This window comes from Kineococcus gynurae, assembly GCF_042433995.1.
Taxonomy (GTDB): Bacteria; Actinomycetota; Actinomycetes; order Actinomycetales; family Kineococcaceae; genus Kineococcus; species Kineococcus gynurae.
Genome location: NZ_JBHLUI010000008.1, coordinates 76,251 through 93,309, shown reverse-complemented (window position 1 = coordinate 93,309; position 17,059 = coordinate 76,251). Strand labels below are relative to the sequence as shown.

The window sequence follows — 17,059 nt, the reverse complement described above, 5'->3', positions numbered from 1 at the left end:
CTCGTGACCTGGAAGACGCCGCAGTACATGGCGAACCCAGACCTGTCGGTGGCCGCCGAGGACGACCGGCTCATCATCGAAACCCTGTTCTCCGAGGGGATCTTGAACCGCAACGCCGGGCAGGGTCTGGTGCAGCAGCGCCCCGAGGGCGCGGCCATGAGCGTGTACGTGGCGCCGCTGGACTGCGTCATCAAGGGCGACGACGTCACCGGTCAGGGGTCTTACCTCGCCCGGATGAACGTGGGCGAGGCGTACACGATCCCCCCGGCCAGCACGACGAACCCGCGCATCGACCTGCTCGTGGCCGAGATCGTCGACAGTCAGTACCGGACCCCGACGACCGCCCGCCCCGAGGGGGCGCACCTCTACCTCGTGGCCGGGACCGCCGCAGCGAGCCCCACCGTGCCCGCTCTGCCCGCGACCGCGATCCCGCTGGCCCAGATCGCCGTGGCCGCCAACGCCACGTCGATCACCACCGCGAACATCACCGACCTGCGGGGGCAGGCCGGGGCCGCGGCCCTGCAGATCGGCACCCAGTTCCAGTTGCTCACGACCACCCAGCGCGACGCGATCACCAACCCCTACGTCGGGCAGTCGATCTTCAACACCACCACCGGGCGCAACGAGACCTACCTCGGGTCCGGCATCGGCTGGCAGCCCGCCGGGCGCGTCGACCTGCAGGTGTTCACCGCTTCGGGAACTTGGACCAAGCCGGTTGGGGCCCGGCAGGTCCTCATCGACGTCATCGGCCCCGGCGGCGGAGGTGGGTCCGGCAAGGTCGTTGCTGGGGGCGGCTCAGGCGGCAGCGGCGGGGGCGGCGGCGCGCGCCTCCGTGCGACGATCACCGCGGCCGAGTTGGACGCCACCGTTCCCGTGACGGTCGGAGCGGGCGGGACCGGGCCATCAGCAGCATCCACCTCCGGAGGCAACGGGGGAACGTCCAGCTTCGGGGTGTTCGCGGCCGGGGGCGGCAAGGGCGGCAACCCCGGGGTCGGCAACGACAGCAGCAACCTGCAGCGCATCCTCGGTGGCGAGGGTGGATCGGTCCCCCCGACTGCATCGGCGGCGCGTCTTCCGGCTGGTGGGATCGGCTCCTACGGTGCCCTGACCACCGAGCCGGTCACGGCTGTGGTGGCTGCCTACCTGACCACTGCGGAGTTTGGTGGGGGTGGCGGCGGTGGCGTCGAGATCCCGACCGGCAGCTCCAACCTGTTCCTGTCCTCGCCCGGCGGTTCCGGATGGGGCGGCGGCGGAGGCGCCCCTGCCAGCACCGCCTCGGGCCGAACCCTGGTCAGCACGGCGAACTGGACGCGTGCCGCCGGGTCCGGCCTGGCGAGTCTGACTGGTGCCGGTGGAAACACCGACGGATCTCAGCCAGGTACGCCCGGGACGCTGTCGACCACTGGCGGAGTCGGAGGCGGTGGCGGTGGTGGCATCAGCAACAGCAGCGGCGCGGGAACGGCAGGTGGTGCTGGCGGTGTCCCCGCAGGCGGCGGCGGGGGCGGCGGTAACGGCAGCACGACGCACGGAGCCGGCGGCGCCGGCGGCCGCGGCGAGGTCCGCGTCCTCACGCTGGTCATCTGAGACGGGAGAACAAGCCCATGACCGACGAAACACCAGACGAGCAGGGTCGACGCAGGCTCGCCCTCATCCGTGACGGCCTGGTCGAGAACGTCGTCCTGGCCGATGCCGACTACGACCCACCCACGGGGCTGCAGGCCGTCGACCTCGACGACGACTCCCTCGTCGGGCCCGGCTGGAGCCACCGCGGACGCGACCGGTTCGAGGCCCCCCGGGTCAGCCCGTCGCTGCCTGTCCCCGACCCCGTCTCGGCGCTCAGCACCCGGGCGAGCACGTCTGAGGCGCGCATCGACGCCCTCGCCGCCGCGGTGTCCGGGTTGCTGCTGGCCCAGCAGCTGCCCGACGCCGACGACGACGTGCTCAACGACCTCGACGCCCTCACCGGGACCGCCGGCCCCGGCGCGAGTCCCGGCGCCGGCGACGACCTGGACCTCGACGACATCCTCGCCCAGCTGACGGGAGCCTGACCGTGTTCGACCTCATCGCCCGCGAGTACCGCGCGCAGAACCTCACCACCCGCCAGCTCGCCCAGCTCGTCAAGGCCGGGTTCATCACCCTCGACGAGGCCAAGCTCATCGTGGCCACCGGCGGGAACGTCGGCGCCTTCGCCGAGCCCGCCCAGCAGGTGGCGCCGGAACCCGCCCCGCGGACCGAGGACGACGCCCCCGCGTCGACTGCCTGAGGAACCACGAGGCCTGAACGGTGGGCACCTGGAGGCTCGACGTCGGACCGTGGACCGGTGCCCCCGTCCGTCAGCTTACTGAGGCCCGGGGAATCTCGGCCACGTTCCGCCTGGCCGGGACATCGGAGCTGTCATTCACGCTGAACGCCCGGCGCGACCAGGCGGCCGCGGTCGTCCCCCTCGTCTCCGACGTGCACGCCACCCGCGACCGGGAGCTGATTTACACCGGCCGGGTCGGGCGCCCCGACGACTCCCCGACCGCGACCCAGCACGACCGGACGTTCCAGACCGCCGACTACCGCGGGGTCCTCGCCCGCCAGGTCTGGACCGGGCCACAGACGACATGGACCGGCGAGCAGGCCGCCGTGCTCAAGGCGCTGGTCGACCACCCCCAGGGGCTCGCCGGGGGCAACCTCGGCATCGACACCTCCGGCCTGCCGACCACTGGGCAGTCCGCAGCCCGCGTCACCGAGACCGGAGCCAGCATCGGCACCGAGATCGAGGCGCTGGCCGCCGCAGGGGAGCCGGCGAACGCCGCGACCGCCGGGTTCGACTGGGACGTCGCACCCGGCTGGGGCGCCGCCCGCAAGCTGCGCGCCTGGTACCCGTTCCGGGGCTCCGCGCGCCCGCCCCTGCCCTACCGGTGGCTGGAGGACCCCAACCGCCGGGAGTCCTCGCGGATCCGTTCGGCCACCCGCAGCCAGGACCCGGCCGCCTTCGCCAACGCCGTGCTGGTCACCGGCGGCACGAAGTCGGTCACCACGACGAGCACCACGGTCAACCCCTCGACCGGGCAGACCCAGGTGTCCACCGAGACCAAGCAGGTCCCGACCACCCCGGTGTTCCTGGCCGTGGCCGACATCGCCACCCGGCCCGAAGGGCTCTGGCCGCAGACCATCAGCTTCGGGGACATCACCGATCAAACCGAGCTGGCGGCCAAGGCGGCCGAGCGCCTGGCCGCGCTGGCCGCCAACCTCCCCGCCTACGAGATCGTCCTGGCCGCGGGCTCCTGGGGCGGACCGAGCGACGTGTGGCTCGGCGACCGGGTCGCCGTCGTCGTCTCCTCCGGCGTCCTCGCCGAAACCGTGACGCTGCGCGTGAGCGAGGTCCGCGTGCAGCTCGACGCGAACGGGGCCGAGACCGTGACCCTCGTGCTCGGCACCCCACCCGGCGACCTGGAGTCCGCCCTGCGCGGTGTCTTCTCTCGCGTCGCCACCCTCGAGCTGCTGGCCTGACCGGACAAGGAGCCGCCGTGACCGCACTGGGCAACCCCGCCCCCCGCATCGACGTCGTCTTCCGACGCCGCTCCGATGACGTCATCGTCGGCGTCTGGACCGACGAGGACGGCAGCCCTCGCACCCTGCTCGGCGCCGTCAGCATCGAACTCGGGGACCGCACCTGGCCAGGCTCCGTCGGCGGCCCCGACAGCAACGAGGTCACCTGGACCCTCACCGCCCAGGACACCGACGTCGCCTGGACCACCCGCCCCGTCACGATCGCGCGCGTCAACGGCCAGACCCGCGAGGTCCTCGGCCGCGGCACCGCGACCGCCACCTGACCCGGGCATCTAACCCGGACACCGAAGCCACCGCCATGGCCACCCTGAACCCCCGCAGCCCCGCCGTCATCAGCACCCCGCCCCGGGCCCCGGGCACCGTCCGCACCCCCACCCCGGCGCTCGCCACCGTCCGCGGGACGCAGCCCGCCGGGGCCCCCGTGGTCACCGGGTCCGGACGCGTCCAGGACCGGACCGACGGGATGACGATGATCGGCGGCGCCGCCGTCTACGTCCGCGACCTCCCGGGCGCGGAGTGGCACTGGTCGCACCCCTTCGGGCGCCTGCCTCGCATCGAGGTCTACGTCCGCGACCCCGACAGCGGCGTCCTCGAAGCCGTCGACGCCCTCGTCGACCCCACCCCCACCGACTTCACCATCCGGTTCTCCCGGCCGGTGAGCGGGCAAGCGATCGTCAGCTGAGGAGAGGCACTCACCCATGAACGGCTTCCGGAAGTTCTTCGTCGGGCTCGACCTGAACGGCTCGCGCATCACCGGGCTCGGAGACCCCTCCGCGCCCTCCGACGCCGTCAACCTCGGCTACCTCGGCAACTCCCTGGCCTCGCTGTCCTACAAGGCGCCCGCCGTGGCCGCGGCCACCCAGAACATCGACATCGCCACCCCGCCCGCCACGTTCGACAGCATCGCCGTCGCGGCCAACGACCGGATCCTGCTGCCCCGCCAGACCGACGCCACGCAGAACGGCGTGTGGATCTACCGCGGTCAGGGCGTCGCCATGACCCGGGCCACCGACCTCGACACCGCCACCGAACTGCAGTCCGCCGTCGTCGTCGTCTCCCGCGGCACCGCCACCGACGCCAACGGCGACCTGCTCTACGGAGACCGCGCCTGGCTGCAGCGCAGCGACAACATCACCGTCGGCACCACCCCCCTGCAGTGGATCCCCCTGCCCGGGCGCGGGCTGCCCTACCAGGCCGGCAACGGCCTGCGCCTGGACGGCAACACGTTCTCCGCCGTCCCCTCCGACGGGCTCCTCGTCGGCCCCGGCGGGGTCCGCGTCGACCCCGCCTACGTCGTGCGGAAGTACGCCAGCGACCTCGGCGCGCTGACCGCGGGCACCGCGGTCACCGTCACCCACGGCCTGGGCACCACCGACATCACCGCCCAGCTGCGCCTCGTGTCCACCGGGGAGTTCATCGACGCCGACATCGTGGTCAAGGACGCGAACTCCGTGACCGTGACGTCCCTGGTGCCCCTGCCCGCCAGCGCCGCCCGGTTCGTCGCGCACGGCTGATGCCCGGCCGCCACCTCGGCGGGTTCGCCTCCACCGCCCTCCCGCTCACCGCCACCACCGACGGCTCCGGGAACGCGGTCTTCACCATCCCCGCCGGGCGCCTGCGCCTCTACGCCGGCGCCATCGCCCAGGTCGTCGCCCCCACCACCGGTAGCAGCGGCGGCCTGTTCTCCCACCAGATCACCGCCGAACCCACCCTCGGCGCCGACCTGAGCACCAGCGAGGGGAAGGTCACCGTGCACGTCACCAAGTCCAACCAGATCGCGTTCCTCCTCGGCGGCTCCGCCCCGGCCCTCGTCTCCGCGCAGGCCGGGATCACCGTCCGCCTCCTGCCCCTGGGGGTGTGACCGGGTGCCCGCCGCCCAGCCCGCCCGGCCGGGACGGGTCGAGGTCGACGCCGAGACGTGGTCGACGCTGCAGTGGGCGCTGCACGCCACCACCCGCCTCCTCGGGACCGTCTCCGTGCTCGTCGGCGCGCTCATCGCCCTCGGGGGCGCCGCGCGCCTCGCCGCGCCCGCCTACACCGTGCAGGCGCAGGTCCCCGCCGCGACCGCGGTGTGGGGTGGGCTGCTCATCCTCGCCGGTATCCTCACCGTCGTCGGCTCCCTCGCCGACCGGGTCCCCTCCGGCCGCAAGCTCGCCGCAGCCGGCCTCCTCGCCCAGGCCCTGACCACCGCCGTGTTCGGGATCGGGTTCGTCCTCGCCGCCGGGCAGGAACACCCACCCCCCGGCGCCCCGCACGTCGCCCCCCTCACCGGGATCGGGACCTGGCTCGGCTGGTCGGTGCACGCCGCCACCTACGGCCTGCTCACCACCGTGGTGCGGCGATGACCCGCCGCCGGGCCCAGGAAGGCCCCGACCGCGAGGTGTCGCCCTACCGGCCCCGCACCGCCCGCATCGCCGCCGCCAGCCCCTACCAGCTGGTCCTGCTCGCCATGACGTTCCTGGCCGGGCTCGTCATCCTCATCGGCGTCGACCTCCCACCCTCCATCGGCGGCAACCTCCCCCACGCCCTCGGCTGGGCCTGGGCCGGCGCCCTCATCACCGGGGCGCTCGCCGGCACCGTCGGTCTCGCCGACCGCCTCACCTACCGCGGCCTGCTCGTGGAGTCCGCCGGCTGCTCCATCCACGGCGGCGCCTGCGCGTTCTACGTCGTCGCCCTGGTCCTCGGCAACGGAGCAGCGACCGTCGTCGTGCCCGCCTCCCTCATCACCGGCATCGCGATCGCTTCCACCTGGCGGGCCATGCAAGCCCGCCGCGAGGCCCGCGACCTGCTCCGCACCGTCCTGCCCCTCCTGCGCACCACCCGCGCGCCCGAAGGAGGCGAAGGCCATGACCGCAGCAACCACAGCCCTGACGAGCACCACCGAGATCGACCCGGGTCTCGACACGACGACGGAGCGTGACCCCGTGGACTGGCAGACCCTCCTGACCGGTGGCGGTGCAGTCGGTCTGGTCGGCGCCATCGTCGCGATCGTCAAGGTCATCGTCGACGCCCGCAAGGCCCCCGCGGAGATGAACCGCACCGACGCCGAGGCCGACACCTTCACCGCCCAGGCCATGGCCACCGTCACCACCGCCACCCAGGCCGCGGCCACCGCCATCATCGAGCCCCTCGTCGCGCAGGTGAAACGCCAGGACGACGAGCTCAACCGCCTCTACGAGAGGCAGCGCGACACACGCGAACGCATGGACCGCATGGACGACGAGCTCCGCGACCTGCGCCGCGACCGCGAACTGCACCGCGACCTGCTCCTCGAGCACGCCGCCGTCGACCACCTCCTCGTCCAGCGCCTGCGCGACCACGGCATCGAGGTCGCCGACCTCCTGCCCCTGCCCCCGCTGACCCTCCCCCACAACTGAGGAGACGCCCGTGCCCCGCTCCGCCCGCAGCCTCGACGTCCTCCTCGCCCAGATCAACGCCGCCGCCCCGCACCGGTCCAAGGTCTCCGACGGCGGAATCGCCGACGCCCGCCACCTGGCCGCCGGCACGTCGGACCACATCCCCGACGCCACCGGCGTCTTCCACGCCCGCGACTTCACCCACGACCCCACCGGCGGGTTCGACGCCCACGCGTTCGCCGACCGCCTCCTCGCCGAGCAGGACCCCCGCCTGAAGTATCTCATCAGCCGCGGCCGCATCGGGTCCGGCCCGGCCGGGCCCCGCCCCGGGGTGTGGCGCCGCTACGACGGCGAGAACCGCCACGACCACCACACCCACGTCTCCGTCGTCTCCGGCGCTCGCGGCGACGGGGCCCGGGCCTGGGCCGGGGTGGTCGCCGCACCCACCAAGCCCTCCATCCGCCCCGGAACCACTCGACCGATCCCCGAAGGAGACGAGGACGACATGACCCCCGAGCAGGACGCCCGCCTGAAGGCCATCGAGGTCCAGCTCCTGGGCCCCGACCCCAGCAAGCCCGGCTGGCCCCAGCTCGGCGGCCGGACCCTCGTCGACGCCCTGGCCGTCGTCCTGCCCCGCAGCGAGGAGGCCGCCGTGCAGCTCCTCGGCCCGGTCAAGGGCAAGCCCGGCTGGCCGCAGCTGCGCGGCCGGACCCTCGTCGACGCCGTCGCCGAACTCCTCAACCGGAAGTGAGCCCCGCCATGAGCACCGGAACCGTCGCCCCCTGGCCCGCGATCCCCCCGGCCCAGCCCTCGATCGTCGCCGTCATGCCGTCCGGGGAGATCGCCTACGTCCCGGCGTCCGCGGTCGGGCTGACGCTGTCCGAGACCATCACGCCCACACCCGCCCCGACCCCGACGCCCACCCCGGTGCCCGCGCTGAAGGTCGTCGTGACGACCATCGACCACGACACCATCCAGGTCGACTTCGGCGCCGCCGACGGCAAGTCCGAGGTGACCGACGCCGTGGTCTGGCGGGCCGGGACCGACCGCAACGGCACCGGAGCGTGGGAGACCCGGCCCGGAGCGAAGTCCCCGTTCCGCTTCGAGCTGCTCGAGGACGGCACCGCGTACAAGGCCGGGGTCCGGGCCCGCATCGGCGGGGTCGTCGTCACCGGTGAGGGCATCGCCACCACCGACAAGGACCCCGTCCCTGGCACCACCCCGGGGGCCGGCACCCAGCCCGGGACCGGCGGGAGCTCCCCGAGCAACCCGGCGACCGGGACGTGGCTGTCCGGGGCGTCCGGGATGGGTGTGGAGGGGCAGGCCGCGGCGGACGGGGAGTTCGCGCGCTGGCGCGGCAGCCGCCTCGCCGTGGCCGCGACCTGGGCCGACTCCGGCGACAGCAACCAGCGCAACGCCCCCGCCCTCGCGCAGCGGTTCGGGAACTGGCAGGCCAGCATCGACGTCGCCGTCGGCGCCCTGGTCCCCGGCGAGACGTGGGCCGAGGCCAAGAAGGGCCGCTACGACGACCGGTGGGTCTCCGGGCTCAAGGCGCTCGCCGCCTGGTGGAAGGCCCGCAAGGACCCGGCCGGGTCCACCGTGTTCATCCGGTTCGCGCACGAGATGAACGGCAACTGGTACCCCTGGACCGTCACCGCCGCCAACTACGCCGACTTCATGGCCGCCTGGAAGCGCTACCGGGCCCTGCAGCAGCAGCACTTCCCCCAGGCCAAGCTCGTGTTCAACCTCAACCGGGAGTCGGTCAAGACCGGCATCGACTGGCGCCGCTTCTTCCCCGGCCGCGAGCACGTCGACGTCATGGGCGTCGACTACTACAACCAGTACCCCTGGGCCAACGACGAACGCGGCTGGAACGCCGCCCTGAACCAGACCGACGCCTGGGGCGCCCCGAAGGGCATCGGCTCCCACCTCGCCCACGCGCGGTCCGTCGGGCTGCCGCTGGGCCTGGCCGAGTGGTCCGACAACGGCTCGATGGGCGACGGCGACGACTGGGGCCGGCGCATGCACGCCCTGTACAAGACCAGCGGCGGGTGGGGCCCGGGGCAGATCGCCTACGAGATCCTCTTCAACCACAAGAAGGAGCACGGCGGCTGGCATGTCACCGGCGACGGCGTCCAGCACCCGAAGTTCGCCCGCGTCTACCAGGACCTGTTCTGATGCGCAGCGTCCTCGCTACCGGCGCGTTCTGGCAGGCCACCGGTGAACGCGCGCTGCGGACCTTCGCGCAGACGGCGGCCGCCACCGCCATCGTCGACGCGACCGGGGTCCTCGACGTCGACTGGGTCAACGTCGCGTCGGTGTCCGGCCTGGCTGCGTTCCTCTCCGTCGCGACGTCCCTGGCCGCGATCCCCGTCGGCGGGAACGGGCCCTCCCTCACCACCGTGGAGCAGGTCTCTCCCGTCGACGCCATCGGCCTGGGACGTCACCGCGCCGGGTGACCCATCCGGGTACATGCCCGCAACGGCTTCCACTCGCGTTCCGGGTGGAGCCCCGAGGCTTACTCCTGCGAGGGATACGGCCCGAAGTCATCGTTGCTCAAGCCCATGACTGTCCACCAGTCGGCTTCCACGTCTTCCGGCTTCAGGTAGCCCCGCTGCAGCTCGGCCATCTGGAGGATCGCCGACCTGCTCGGCAGGTCCAGGATGAAGTAGACCGCCAGAATCGAGGGGGTTTCCCAGGGAAGTTCCATGCGGGCACGCCGGAGGGGCGGTTCCGTCTCGGGACAGACCAGCGGGTCATCGGCGCCTCGCGCGATGGTCCAGGTGATGGTCTCCATCATGGTGTCGAAGTACTTGACGTCTGGCGTGATCTGGTGGACCGACTCGAGGAATGCTGGCCCCTCGACCAGCGTCCATCTCGTAGGCCCATTGATCACAGGTTAAGTCTACGCACAAGCCGGCGGGAGACCTCGAGCTCATGTTCCGAAGGGGGACCCTCATAGATGAAGGCGGTGAAGAACGGGATCTCCTCCCCGTCTCTGGCGAGCCTCCACCCCGGGAGATTGTGTGACATCTCGCTCAGCTGGGTGCCAGTGAAATTGCGACACATGTTCAGCACCCCGTTCACGGTCTTCAGCTCAGAGGCGTCGAAGAGGCTTGAACGCGCCTCCCTCTGCGCTACCAGACGCTTTTGTGTGTACGTACCGACCGGCACGTTTCGAACCACAGCATCATGGGAAGCCTCCAATCGACGAATGACCGGAAGCATCTGGTGCAGCGTGGGCCCGAACCTCTGCCGGGTGTACGTGGCGCCGGTGATCGCATGGCCGTACTCGACGTAGTGCAGCATCTCGGAGAAAAAGAGAGCCTTGTTGAGTGCCACCATGCCGAAGTTGGGACTGTCAGCGAGGTGGAACGAGACGTACAAGACGAGTTCGTCAAGACGCTCTTGACTACGAGCCGCCTCCAGATCTTGCATCATCTCGATCACCTCATCTCGTGCGTCGTCGTACACCCATTTAACTCGACCGTACCGACAGATGTTCCCGCAAGTGCGTCAGCGCACACCAGACTGGCGAACCGATCGTGATCCGCACAAGTACCGGGCAGAGCGGCGGAGGTCACCAGCGTGTCGAGCGTTGCTCGTCCAGCCACACCGCGAAGTCGTCGGTGAGGACCTGTCGCGGCCGGGCGCGGACCCGGCGGATGCCGGCCGACAGGACGACCGGGACGTGCACGGTGACCTCCTCCAGCGCCCCGGGGGCCTCGCGGACCTCGACGAGCAGGTGCGGGGGCAGCGGCTCGCCCCACCCGTGCTCGAGCAGCTCGGCGCGCACCGGCGCCGGGAGGCAGGACCACCACCACGACCAGGCGTCGAGGTTGGGGGCGAGGGTCACCGGGGCAGCATGTCCCGGGCCTCCGACAGATGCCGGGCCGCGGCGTGGTGCGCGCGGAGGGCGTTGCGCCCGGCGGTGGTGATGGCGACCTCGGTGGGCAGCTCGGCCCCGGCCGGCCACGTCGCGGTGACCAGGCCGCGTGCCAGGAGATCGATGAAGATCGCGTTCAGGGCGGGCTCGCTGCCCTCCTCGTGCAGCACGGCGCCGACTGCCGCCCGCTCCAGCGCTTCGCGTTCTAGGCCCTGCAGCATCATCGCCGGTCCCCCGTCACCAGAGCTTCGTGCGGAAGCTGAGGCCCTTGCCTAGGCGGACGGAGGCGTTGCCGCGGGTGCTGACGCTGATGCGGCCGACCTTCGTCGAGGCGGACAGGCCGGACTTGGAGGCGGTGACCTTCAGGCCCTTCTCGAGGCTCTTGGTCTTGCGGAACGTGAACGGCACAGGTGGCTCCCCCGGGTCGACAGTCGGTCCTACGAACATCGGCATGGCGGCCGGGCGGCTGGTTGGCCTGGACGGGCGACGGCCTGCGTCTCCCGGTTCGCCCGCCGGGCTTTCTCCGGAGCGGCATGGTGGGCTCATGTCGTCGATGCAGACCTCCAACGAGATCCTCAGCGATCAACGGCTGCAGGAGCTCAGCAGCGCCATCGGCGTGATGGTGATGATGCACGGCAAGTACGACGAGTTCCTGCGGCAGGCCTGCGTGCAGCTAGCCCAGCAGCTTGACCCGACCTTCCCCACTTCCACCACCAACGAGCATGGCCGCGAGATCCAGCCCAAGACGGCCCAGGTCGACAAGATCTTCCGTCGCCGACTCCCCGACGTGCGGCGGGCGGACTCCACGATGAAGTCGGAACCGCGAGCCAGGATGTTCGTGGCGGCGCTGGCGCACCTGGACTACCCACCCCATCTGGTCGAGTCCTGGCGGATCATGCTCATGGCCCTCGACGCGGTCAACAAGGTCCGCAACCGCATCGTGCACGACCCCTGGATCGAGATCACGGGCTCGGACGGAACACCTGTCTGGATGGCCGCCAAGGACGGGCGGCGCTGGGAGGTCAAGTCCGTCAACGGCATCGAGCAGGTCCGAGAGGTCGTTCAGACCTACGACTCCCTGGCCCCGCGGTTCCTGCAGCTGCTCGAACACATCGGCTGCTGACGAGCTGTCGTCGCCCCCCGTCAAGCCACAGCCAGCAGCACGACCTTGCGGAGGTCGTCGGCGGGGACCTCGGTGTAGCGGGCGGTGGTCTCGGGCTTGGAGTGCCCGAGCAGCTCCTGCACGGCGCGCAGGTCACGGCTGCCGGCGTAGGCCCGGGAGGCGAAGCGGTGCCGGAGCGTGTGCGTGGTCCAGCCCTCGGGCAGGAGGGTGGAGACGAGCTTGCCGACGTGGGCGGGGGTGAGGTGCCCGCCACCGGGTGAGGGGAACACCCACCCGGGCGGGGCGGCGCGTAGGGCCCGGGCGAGGTCGTCGGTGAGGGGGACGCGGCGGACGACGTCGCCCTTGCCGTGCACGCGCAGCGCGAACCCGAGGAGGTCTTCCTCGACGTCTCGGGTGTGGACGTGGGCGATCTCGGCGCGGCGGAGCCCGGCGTGCGCAGCCAGGAGCAGCATGAGGCGCTCGCGGGGCCCGGCCGCGGCCAGGGCGGTCTGGAACACCGAGGTGGGGGTGGGGCGGGGCCGGCCCCGGGAGGGTGTGATGGAGGGCAGCGCGCGGGCGGGGTCGTCGACGACCAGGCCGACGGCGTGGGCCCACCCGTAGAAGGAGCGCAGGGAGGCCCGGTAGGAGCGGGCGGTCTCCTTCTGCCAGGCGTGGGCGGCGATGAATTCGGCGAGGTCCTGGGTGGTGAGCTCGGCGGCGTGCAGGGGCTCGAACCAGCGGCGGATCCGGCCGAGGTGGTAGCGGCGCAGGTCGATCGTGCCGACGGGCCGGTGCGCGGCGCGCATCCAGGCGGTCCACCCGGTGATGAGGTGGTCCCAGGGCGCGTGCAGCGTGGGGCTGGTGGGGCGGCCGTGGTCAGCGCGGATCATGAGCCGATTGATCCGTAGGGGCCGGTCGAGCGGCAACCGGTGGCGTGGCGCAACTACCGGTCACGCCGCGGCCGCCGGGACGAGGGGCCGGACTGGAGCCAGCAGATTGGGTGCGGGCACCGGTGCCGGCCAGCGCGATGCTCCAAACCAGCGGGTTCGGGGTTCGAGTCCCTGTTGGCGCACGTCACGCAGAAGCCCCGTCCGGTCCGCCGGGCGGGGCTTCTGCCGTCTCCTCCGCGTGTCGACGCGCTTGGCCCATCTGCCGTCAGCGCACCCCGCTGGTCGGATGCCGATGAGTTCCACCGTGGGGCCGGGTCTGCAGGACATGGCCCGAGACCTCGTCCTCACCCAGAACGTGACCCTCGACGGCGTCGTCGACATGAGCGCCGGGTGGGCGGATCCCGGCCGGGAGGCCCCCGACCCGGCGCAGGTCGCCCTGAACGCGGAGCACATGGCGGCGGAGAGCGCACTCCTGCTCGGCCGACGGACCTTCGTGGACTTCCGCGGCTTCTGGCCGGCTCAGGCCGGCACCGACACGACAGGCATCTCCGCCCACCTGGACGCCGTCCCCAAGCACGTGGTGTCAGCGACGCTGGGCGACCCCGGTTGGGCCGGCACGACGGTGCACCGGGGCGACGCGGTGGAGACCGTCGTGACGCTCAAGGCCGGCGAGGGTGGCGAGATCTGCTGCACCGGCAGCATCACCCTGGCCCACGTCCTGCTCACGGCGGACCTCGTGGACGAGGTCAGGACGTTCGTCCACCCGGTCGTGGTGGGCGCGGGACGTCGCCTCTTCCCGGACGGCGGTGCTCCGACGTCCTGGCGGCCCGTGGCGGCCCGCACCTTCACGACCGGCGTGACGTTCGCGGCCTACCGACGGTCCTGATCCGTTCCGCCGCAACGCAGCCGGCCTCGGACCCGGCTCATCCCACGGGGGCGGGCTCCTCGGTGCCGCGCGAGCTGCCCAGCGTGAGGGCGCCCGCGGTGGCGACGACCCCGACGACCACGGCCAGGGCCGCGAAGGCGATCCGCTCACCGTGGAAGAACGACGTGACCAGGGCGGTGCTCCAGGTCCCGGCGGGCAGGGTCGCCGTCACCAGCGCGGCGATCAGGGTGCCGACCACGGCCGTGCCGACGCTGGACCCCACCTCCTGCGCGGTGTCGTTCAGCGAGGCGGCCAGCGAGGTCCGGTTCTCGGGGGCGGCGCTGACGAGGGCCACGGCGCAGATCGTCATGACGGTCCGGAGGCCGACGGTGAGCACGACCAGGCACGCGGCGATGACCGGGTAACCGTGGTCGACGCCGACGGCCAGCCCGACGAGCGCCCCGGTGAGCAGTCCGGCTCCGATGAGGCAGGCGACGCGGTGGCCGTAGCGTCGGGCGAGCTTCTCGGAGATCGGCGTGGCGGCGATCATCGTGAGGATCAGCGGCAGGTTGGCCAGGCCGGCCCGCACGGGGCTCCAGCCGTAGGCGAACTGGAAGTGCAGGATCAGGCTGAACATCACCGCCGCCATGGCGATCGACGTGCCGACCTGGGCCAGCGCAGCCCCGCGGATCGTGCCGTCGCGGAACACGTCCAGGTCGAGCATGGGGTGGGCGGTCCGGCGTTCGTGGCGGACGAAGGCGACGAGGGCGAGGACCGCCCCGAGGGCCGAGCCGATCGTGGCCAGGGAGAACCAGCCGTGCTCGATCCCGCTGGTCAGCGTGAAGCAGGCCAGACCGATGGTCGCGGTGGACAGGACCGCACCGAGCAGGTCGAGACGGTCGTCGGTGAGGTCCTCGCGCCGGTCGGCGGCGACCCCGAGACGGACCCCGATCCAGGCGACGAGCGCGACGGGGCCGTTGACGACCAGCAACCACTCCCAGCTCACGTGGGCCAGGGCGGTCCCCCCGAGCAGCGGCCCGAGCACGAAACCGCTCATGCCGACGACGATCATGACCGTCATCGCCCGCATCCGCAGCGCCTCGTCGTCGAAGAGCCGGAACACCAGGGAGTTGGTGATCGGCGCCATGGCCGCGGCGGCGATCCCGAGCCCGGCGCGCAGCGCGATGAGTTCGCCCGCGGTGGTGACCAGCGCGGCCAGCAGGCTGACCAGGCCGAACACGGCCAGACCGACGAGCAGCACCCGTCGACGCCCGAACCGGTCGGCGATCGAACCGGCGGTCAGCAGCAGCCCGCCGAAGGTCAGCGAGTAGGCGCCGGTGACCCACTGCAGGGCCGTCGTGCCGGCGCCCAGGTCCCGGCCGATCGTCGGCAGCGCGATCGTCAGCAGCGTGTTGTCGACCATCTCCACGAAGAAGGCGAGGCACAGGGCGAGCAGCGGGATCCACGCGGCGAGCAGGGAGGGGTAGCTCCGGACCGGCGTGCTCGAGGCCGGGGCGGACGGGGTGGCGGTGCTCATGGCGTCTCTCCTCTCGGGGGCGATCGTTCACATCGAACGTTGTTCGGTCAGCATAGAACGACGTTCGGTCCAGTGTCCAGCGTGTGATGGGATGGGCCCATGGCGGACGCAGGGACCACCCCGACCACCCGCGGCGGACCTCGGGCCCGCCCCGCGAAGGCGGGGACGACGGGGACGGCGGGGACGCGCCGACGCGCCTCGCACTCCATGGAGGCGGTCGTCTCCGAGGCGGTCGTCCTGCTGGACGAGGCGGGCGAGGCGGCGCTGACGTTCCGCGCCCTGGCCGCCCGGCTCGGCGGTGGGGTGGGCAGCATCTACTGGTACGTCTCCAGCAAGGACGAACTGGTCGACCGGGCCGCCGACCACGTGCTCGCCGGCGTCCTGGCCGCGACCGAGGGGGCCACGGGCGGCGCCGACCCCGTCGACGACGTCCGGGCGATCGCGGTCACCTTCTTCGACGCGGTCGCCGCGCGGCCCTGGCTAGGGGCCTACTTCCTGCGCGACTCCGGGCTGCAGCCCAACGCGTTGCTGCTGTACGAGCGTCTCGGCCGGCAGGTGATGCGCCTGGACCTCACCCCGCGCCAGTGCTTCCACGCCGTCTCCGCGGTCATGGGGTACGTCATCGGCACGGCGGCGGACCTGGGCCGGCACCCGCAGGCGGGCGGAGCCGAGCAGGCCGAGCGCGACGGGAACGTGGCCGAGTTCGCCGACGAGTGGCGCGCCCTCGACCCGGAGACGTTCCCGTTCGTGCACCACATCGTCGAGGAGTTCGCCGTCCACCAGGACGCCGAGCAGTTCCGCGCCGGCCTCGACCTGCTCCTGACCGGACTGCGGTTGCAGGCCGGCCGCTGAGCGGACGGGCGGGTCCGAAGTGCTCGCCCGTCGACGGCCCGCCGGCCTCATGATCGGGATCTTCGGTTGTCCGACAACGGAATGCGACCTTGGCACCGCGGCGGTAGGACCGGACCCATGACCGCCGTCAGCGCCCTCTTCGACGCCCCCTCCGGCTGGACCTGGCTGGACCCGGTGGCCGAACGGGCCAAGGCCGTGGCCGACCGGGTCCTCCCCGGTGGCCGGGTCCGGGCCCTCCTCCACGGACGACCGGCCGGTCATCCGGCCCACCCCGCCCTGGCCCAGCTCCCGATCGGGACGTCGGTCTCCGCCCTCCTCCTCGACGCCGCCGCCGTCCTGCTGCCCGGTGGCGCCGTTCTCGGCGCCCCCGCCCGCGGCCTGACCGCGGTCAGCGCGGCGGCGGTGGCGCCGACGGCCTTGGCCGGCTGGGCCGACTACGTCCACCTGCACCCCGACCAGCAGCGCACGGCGATCGTGCACGCGACGGGCAACGCGCTGGCGGCCACCCTGTGGGGGCTGTCGCTCGTCGCCGGGCGACGGGCCCGGTGGCTGCGCACGGCGGGGACCCTGACCGCGGGGGCGGCGGGGGCCCTCGGCGGGCACCTCGCCTACCGCTGGGCCGCCGGACCGCACCACGCCGAGCACCTGCTGCACCTCGCCGGTGACGGGCAGGAGTTCAGCGACGTGGGGGCGCTGGCGGACCTGCCCGAGGGCAGTCCCGCCCAGCGCTGGATCGGTGACGCCCCGCTCTGCCTGCTGCGCAGCGGGAACCGGGTCCAGGGCCTGGTCGACACCTGCTCGCACCTCGGGGGTCCGCTCAGCCAGGGCGAGGTCCGTCGCACGGCGGACGGGCCGGCGGTCGTCTGTCCCTGGCACGAGACCGCGTTCCGCTTCGCCGACGGCGCCGTCCTCGACGGACCGGCCTCGGTGCCGCAGCCGACCGTCGCGGTCGAGGTGCGCGACGGTCGGGTCCTCGCCCGGGTCGAGGGTCCGCCGCTGCCGGCCTGACCGCG

Annotated in this window: 25 protein-coding genes; 18 read left to right on the top strand and 7 right to left on the bottom strand. The window is 72.6% G+C overall.

Annotation, left to right across the window (positions count from 1 at the left end; genetic code table 11):
* The first annotated feature begins 3 nt into the window (after positions 1–3).
* Genes ACFFKU_RS06830 through ACFFKU_RS06765 form a run of 14 tightly spaced genes read left to right on the top strand, consistent with a single transcriptional unit; the run spans position 4 to position 9,373 of the window.
* Positions 4–1,584: a hypothetical protein gene (locus ACFFKU_RS06830; RefSeq protein ID WP_380136722.1), complete on the top strand. Its 1,581-nt coding sequence runs from the start codon at positions 4–6 to the stop codon at positions 1,582–1,584.
* Positions 1,585–1,601: 17 nt separating this feature from the next.
* A complete protein-coding gene (locus tag ACFFKU_RS06825) occupies positions 1,602–2,048 on the top strand; it encodes a hypothetical protein (protein WP_380136720.1) in 447 nt (148 codons plus the stop codon).
* A gap of 2 nt (positions 2,049–2,050) precedes the next feature.
* Positions 2,051–2,263, top strand: coding sequence for a hypothetical protein (locus tag ACFFKU_RS06820; protein ID WP_380136719.1), 213 nt, complete (start codon positions 2,051–2,053; stop codon positions 2,261–2,263).
* A 20-nt stretch (positions 2,264–2,283) separates the two neighbouring features.
* Positions 2,284–3,498, top strand: coding sequence for a Gp37-like protein (locus tag ACFFKU_RS06815; RefSeq protein WP_380136717.1), 1,215 nt, complete (start codon positions 2,284–2,286; stop codon positions 3,496–3,498).
* Positions 3,499–3,515: 17 nt separating this feature from the next.
* The gene (locus tag ACFFKU_RS06810; protein ID WP_380136716.1) at positions 3,516–3,821 is read left to right on the top strand and encodes a hypothetical protein; all 306 of its coding nucleotides are present in this window, start codon (positions 3,516–3,518) and stop codon (positions 3,819–3,821) included.
* Between the two features lie 35 nt (positions 3,822–3,856).
* Positions 3,857–4,240: a hypothetical protein gene (locus ACFFKU_RS06805; protein WP_380136714.1), complete on the top strand. Its 384-nt coding sequence runs from the start codon at positions 3,857–3,859 to the stop codon at positions 4,238–4,240.
* A 16-nt stretch (positions 4,241–4,256) separates the two neighbouring features.
* Positions 4,257–5,072 carry a hypothetical protein gene (locus ACFFKU_RS06800; RefSeq protein WP_380136712.1) on the top strand — a complete coding sequence of 272 codons (816 nt, stop codon included), beginning with the start codon at positions 4,257–4,259 and terminating at the stop codon, positions 5,070–5,072.
* On the top strand, positions 5,072–5,419 hold the full coding sequence (locus ACFFKU_RS06795; RefSeq protein ID WP_380136711.1) for a hypothetical protein: 348 nt from the start codon (positions 5,072–5,074) through the stop codon (positions 5,417–5,419). Before ACFFKU_RS06800 ends, ACFFKU_RS06795 begins: the two co-directional genes overlap by 1 nt.
* A 4-nt stretch (positions 5,420–5,423) precedes the next feature.
* A complete protein-coding gene (locus ACFFKU_RS06790) occupies positions 5,424–5,903 on the top strand; it encodes a hypothetical protein (protein WP_380136709.1) in 480 nt (159 codons plus the stop codon).
* The gene (locus ACFFKU_RS06785; RefSeq protein ID WP_380136708.1) at positions 5,900–6,478 is read left to right on the top strand and encodes a hypothetical protein; all 579 of its coding nucleotides are present in this window, start codon (positions 5,900–5,902) and stop codon (positions 6,476–6,478) included. The genes ACFFKU_RS06790 and ACFFKU_RS06785 overlap by 4 nt, the downstream gene beginning before the upstream one ends.
* A gap of 4 nt (positions 6,479–6,482) precedes the next feature.
* Entirely contained in the window at positions 6,483–6,935 is a 453-nt protein-coding gene (locus ACFFKU_RS06780; RefSeq protein WP_380136707.1) for a hypothetical protein, read from the top strand.
* A gap of 10 nt (positions 6,936–6,945) precedes the next feature.
* Complete coding sequence (locus ACFFKU_RS06775; RefSeq protein WP_380136705.1) at positions 6,946–7,665, top strand: hypothetical protein; 720 nt, start codon at positions 6,946–6,948, stop codon at positions 7,663–7,665.
* Positions 7,666–7,673: 8 nt separating this feature from the next.
* The gene (locus tag ACFFKU_RS06770; RefSeq protein WP_380136703.1) at positions 7,674–9,092 is read left to right on the top strand and encodes a glycosyl hydrolase; all 1,419 of its coding nucleotides are present in this window, start codon (positions 7,674–7,676) and stop codon (positions 9,090–9,092) included.
* Positions 9,092–9,373 (top strand): holin, encoded by a 282-nt coding sequence (locus ACFFKU_RS06765; protein WP_380136701.1) that lies wholly within the window; start codon positions 9,092–9,094, stop codon positions 9,371–9,373. The genes ACFFKU_RS06770 and ACFFKU_RS06765 overlap by 1 nt, the downstream gene beginning before the upstream one ends.
* Before the next feature lie 59 nt (positions 9,374–9,432).
* Here the strand turns inward: ACFFKU_RS06765 and ACFFKU_RS06760 are convergent, their stop codons facing one another.
* The 5 genes from ACFFKU_RS06760 to ACFFKU_RS06740 form a co-directional block, all read right to left on the bottom strand.
* Positions 9,433–9,810, bottom strand: coding sequence for a hypothetical protein (locus ACFFKU_RS06760; protein ID WP_380136700.1), 378 nt, complete (start codon positions 9,808–9,810; stop codon positions 9,433–9,435).
* Positions 9,807–10,388 (bottom strand): Panacea domain-containing protein, encoded by a 582-nt coding sequence (locus tag ACFFKU_RS06755; RefSeq protein ID WP_380136699.1) that lies wholly within the window; start codon positions 10,386–10,388, stop codon positions 9,807–9,809. The genes ACFFKU_RS06760 and ACFFKU_RS06755 overlap by 4 nt, the downstream gene beginning before the upstream one ends.
* A 106-nt stretch (positions 10,389–10,494) precedes the next feature.
* Positions 10,495–10,770: a hypothetical protein gene (locus tag ACFFKU_RS06750; RefSeq protein ID WP_380136697.1), complete on the bottom strand. Its 276-nt coding sequence runs from the start codon at positions 10,768–10,770 to the stop codon at positions 10,495–10,497.
* A complete protein-coding gene (locus ACFFKU_RS06745; RefSeq protein WP_380136695.1) occupies positions 10,767–11,021 on the bottom strand; it encodes a hypothetical protein in 255 nt (84 codons plus the stop codon). Before ACFFKU_RS06745 ends, ACFFKU_RS06750 begins: the two co-directional genes overlap by 4 nt.
* Positions 11,022–11,037: 16 nt before the next feature.
* Positions 11,038–11,208, bottom strand: a complete 171-nt coding sequence (locus tag ACFFKU_RS06740; RefSeq protein WP_380136693.1) for a DUF4236 domain-containing protein — start codon at positions 11,206–11,208, stop codon at positions 11,038–11,040.
* A 136-nt stretch (positions 11,209–11,344) separates the two neighbouring features.
* On the opposite strand from ACFFKU_RS06740, the gene ACFFKU_RS06735 reads away from it, so the two are divergent.
* Positions 11,345–11,923 carry a hypothetical protein gene (locus ACFFKU_RS06735; RefSeq protein ID WP_380136692.1) on the top strand — a complete coding sequence of 193 codons (579 nt, stop codon included), beginning with the start codon at positions 11,345–11,347 and terminating at the stop codon, positions 11,921–11,923.
* 20 nt (positions 11,924–11,943) lie between these two features.
* On the opposite strand, the gene ACFFKU_RS06730 is transcribed toward ACFFKU_RS06735, so the two are convergent.
* Positions 11,944–12,792: a tyrosine-type recombinase/integrase gene (locus ACFFKU_RS06730; RefSeq protein ID WP_380136690.1), complete on the bottom strand. Its 849-nt coding sequence runs from the start codon at positions 12,790–12,792 to the stop codon at positions 11,944–11,946.
* Between the two features lie 292 nt (positions 12,793–13,084).
* On the opposite strand from ACFFKU_RS06730, the gene ACFFKU_RS06725 reads away from it, so the two are divergent.
* On the top strand, positions 13,085–13,678 hold the full coding sequence (locus tag ACFFKU_RS06725) for a dihydrofolate reductase family protein (protein ID WP_380136688.1): 594 nt from the start codon (positions 13,085–13,087) through the stop codon (positions 13,676–13,678).
* Positions 13,679–13,715: 37 nt separating this feature from the next.
* Here ACFFKU_RS06725 and ACFFKU_RS06720 read toward each other — a convergent pair whose 3' ends face one another.
* Positions 13,716–15,194 carry an MFS transporter gene (locus ACFFKU_RS06720; protein WP_380136686.1) on the bottom strand — a complete coding sequence of 493 codons (1,479 nt, stop codon included), beginning with the start codon at positions 15,192–15,194 and terminating at the stop codon, positions 13,716–13,718.
* Between the two features lie 99 nt (positions 15,195–15,293).
* Between ACFFKU_RS06720 and ACFFKU_RS06715 the strand changes: the two genes are divergently transcribed.
* Together ACFFKU_RS06715 and ACFFKU_RS06710 are read left to right on the top strand one after the other, a co-directional pair.
* The gene (locus ACFFKU_RS06715; RefSeq protein WP_380136685.1) at positions 15,294–16,046 is read left to right on the top strand and encodes a TetR/AcrR family transcriptional regulator; all 753 of its coding nucleotides are present in this window, start codon (positions 15,294–15,296) and stop codon (positions 16,044–16,046) included.
* Positions 16,047–16,163: 117 nt separating this feature from the next.
* Positions 16,164–17,054, top strand: coding sequence for a Rieske (2Fe-2S) protein (locus tag ACFFKU_RS06710; protein ID WP_380136683.1), 891 nt, complete (start codon positions 16,164–16,166; stop codon positions 17,052–17,054).
* The last annotated feature ends 5 nt before the right edge of the window (positions 17,055–17,059 follow it).

Coding starts and splice junctions, on each gene's coding strand:
- ACFFKU_RS06825 (WP_380136720.1), top strand. CDS start 1,602: ATGACCGACGAAACACCAGACGAGCAGGGTCGACGCAGGCTCGCCCTC.
- ACFFKU_RS06805 (WP_380136714.1), top strand. CDS start 3,857: ATGGCCACCCTGAACCCCCGCAGCCCCGCCGTCATCAGCACCCCGCCC.
- ACFFKU_RS06800 (WP_380136712.1), top strand. CDS start 4,257: ATGAACGGCTTCCGGAAGTTCTTCGTCGGGCTCGACCTGAACGGCTCG.
- ACFFKU_RS06795 (WP_380136711.1), top strand. CDS start 5,072: ATGCCCGGCCGCCACCTCGGCGGGTTCGCCTCCACCGCCCTCCCGCTC.
- ACFFKU_RS06785 (WP_380136708.1), top strand. CDS start 5,900: ATGACCCGCCGCCGGGCCCAGGAAGGCCCCGACCGCGAGGTGTCGCCC.
- ACFFKU_RS06770 (WP_380136703.1), top strand. CDS start 7,674: ATGAGCACCGGAACCGTCGCCCCCTGGCCCGCGATCCCCCCGGCCCAG.
- ACFFKU_RS06765 (WP_380136701.1), top strand. CDS start 9,092: ATGCGCAGCGTCCTCGCTACCGGCGCGTTCTGGCAGGCCACCGGTGAA.
- ACFFKU_RS06745 (WP_380136695.1), bottom strand. CDS start 11,021: ATGCTGCAGGGCCTAGAACGCGAAGCGCTGGAGCGGGCGGCAGTCGGC.
- ACFFKU_RS06735 (WP_380136692.1), top strand. CDS start 11,345: ATGTCGTCGATGCAGACCTCCAACGAGATCCTCAGCGATCAACGGCTG.
- ACFFKU_RS06730 (WP_380136690.1), bottom strand. CDS start 12,792: ATGATCCGCGCTGACCACGGCCGCCCCACCAGCCCCACGCTGCACGCG.
- ACFFKU_RS06725 (WP_380136688.1), top strand. CDS start 13,085: ATGAGTTCCACCGTGGGGCCGGGTCTGCAGGACATGGCCCGAGACCTC.
- ACFFKU_RS06720 (WP_380136686.1), bottom strand. CDS start 15,194: ATGAGCACCGCCACCCCGTCCGCCCCGGCCTCGAGCACGCCGGTCCGG.
- ACFFKU_RS06715 (WP_380136685.1), top strand. CDS start 15,294: ATGGCGGACGCAGGGACCACCCCGACCACCCGCGGCGGACCTCGGGCC.
- ACFFKU_RS06710 (WP_380136683.1), top strand. CDS start 16,164: ATGACCGCCGTCAGCGCCCTCTTCGACGCCCCCTCCGGCTGGACCTGG.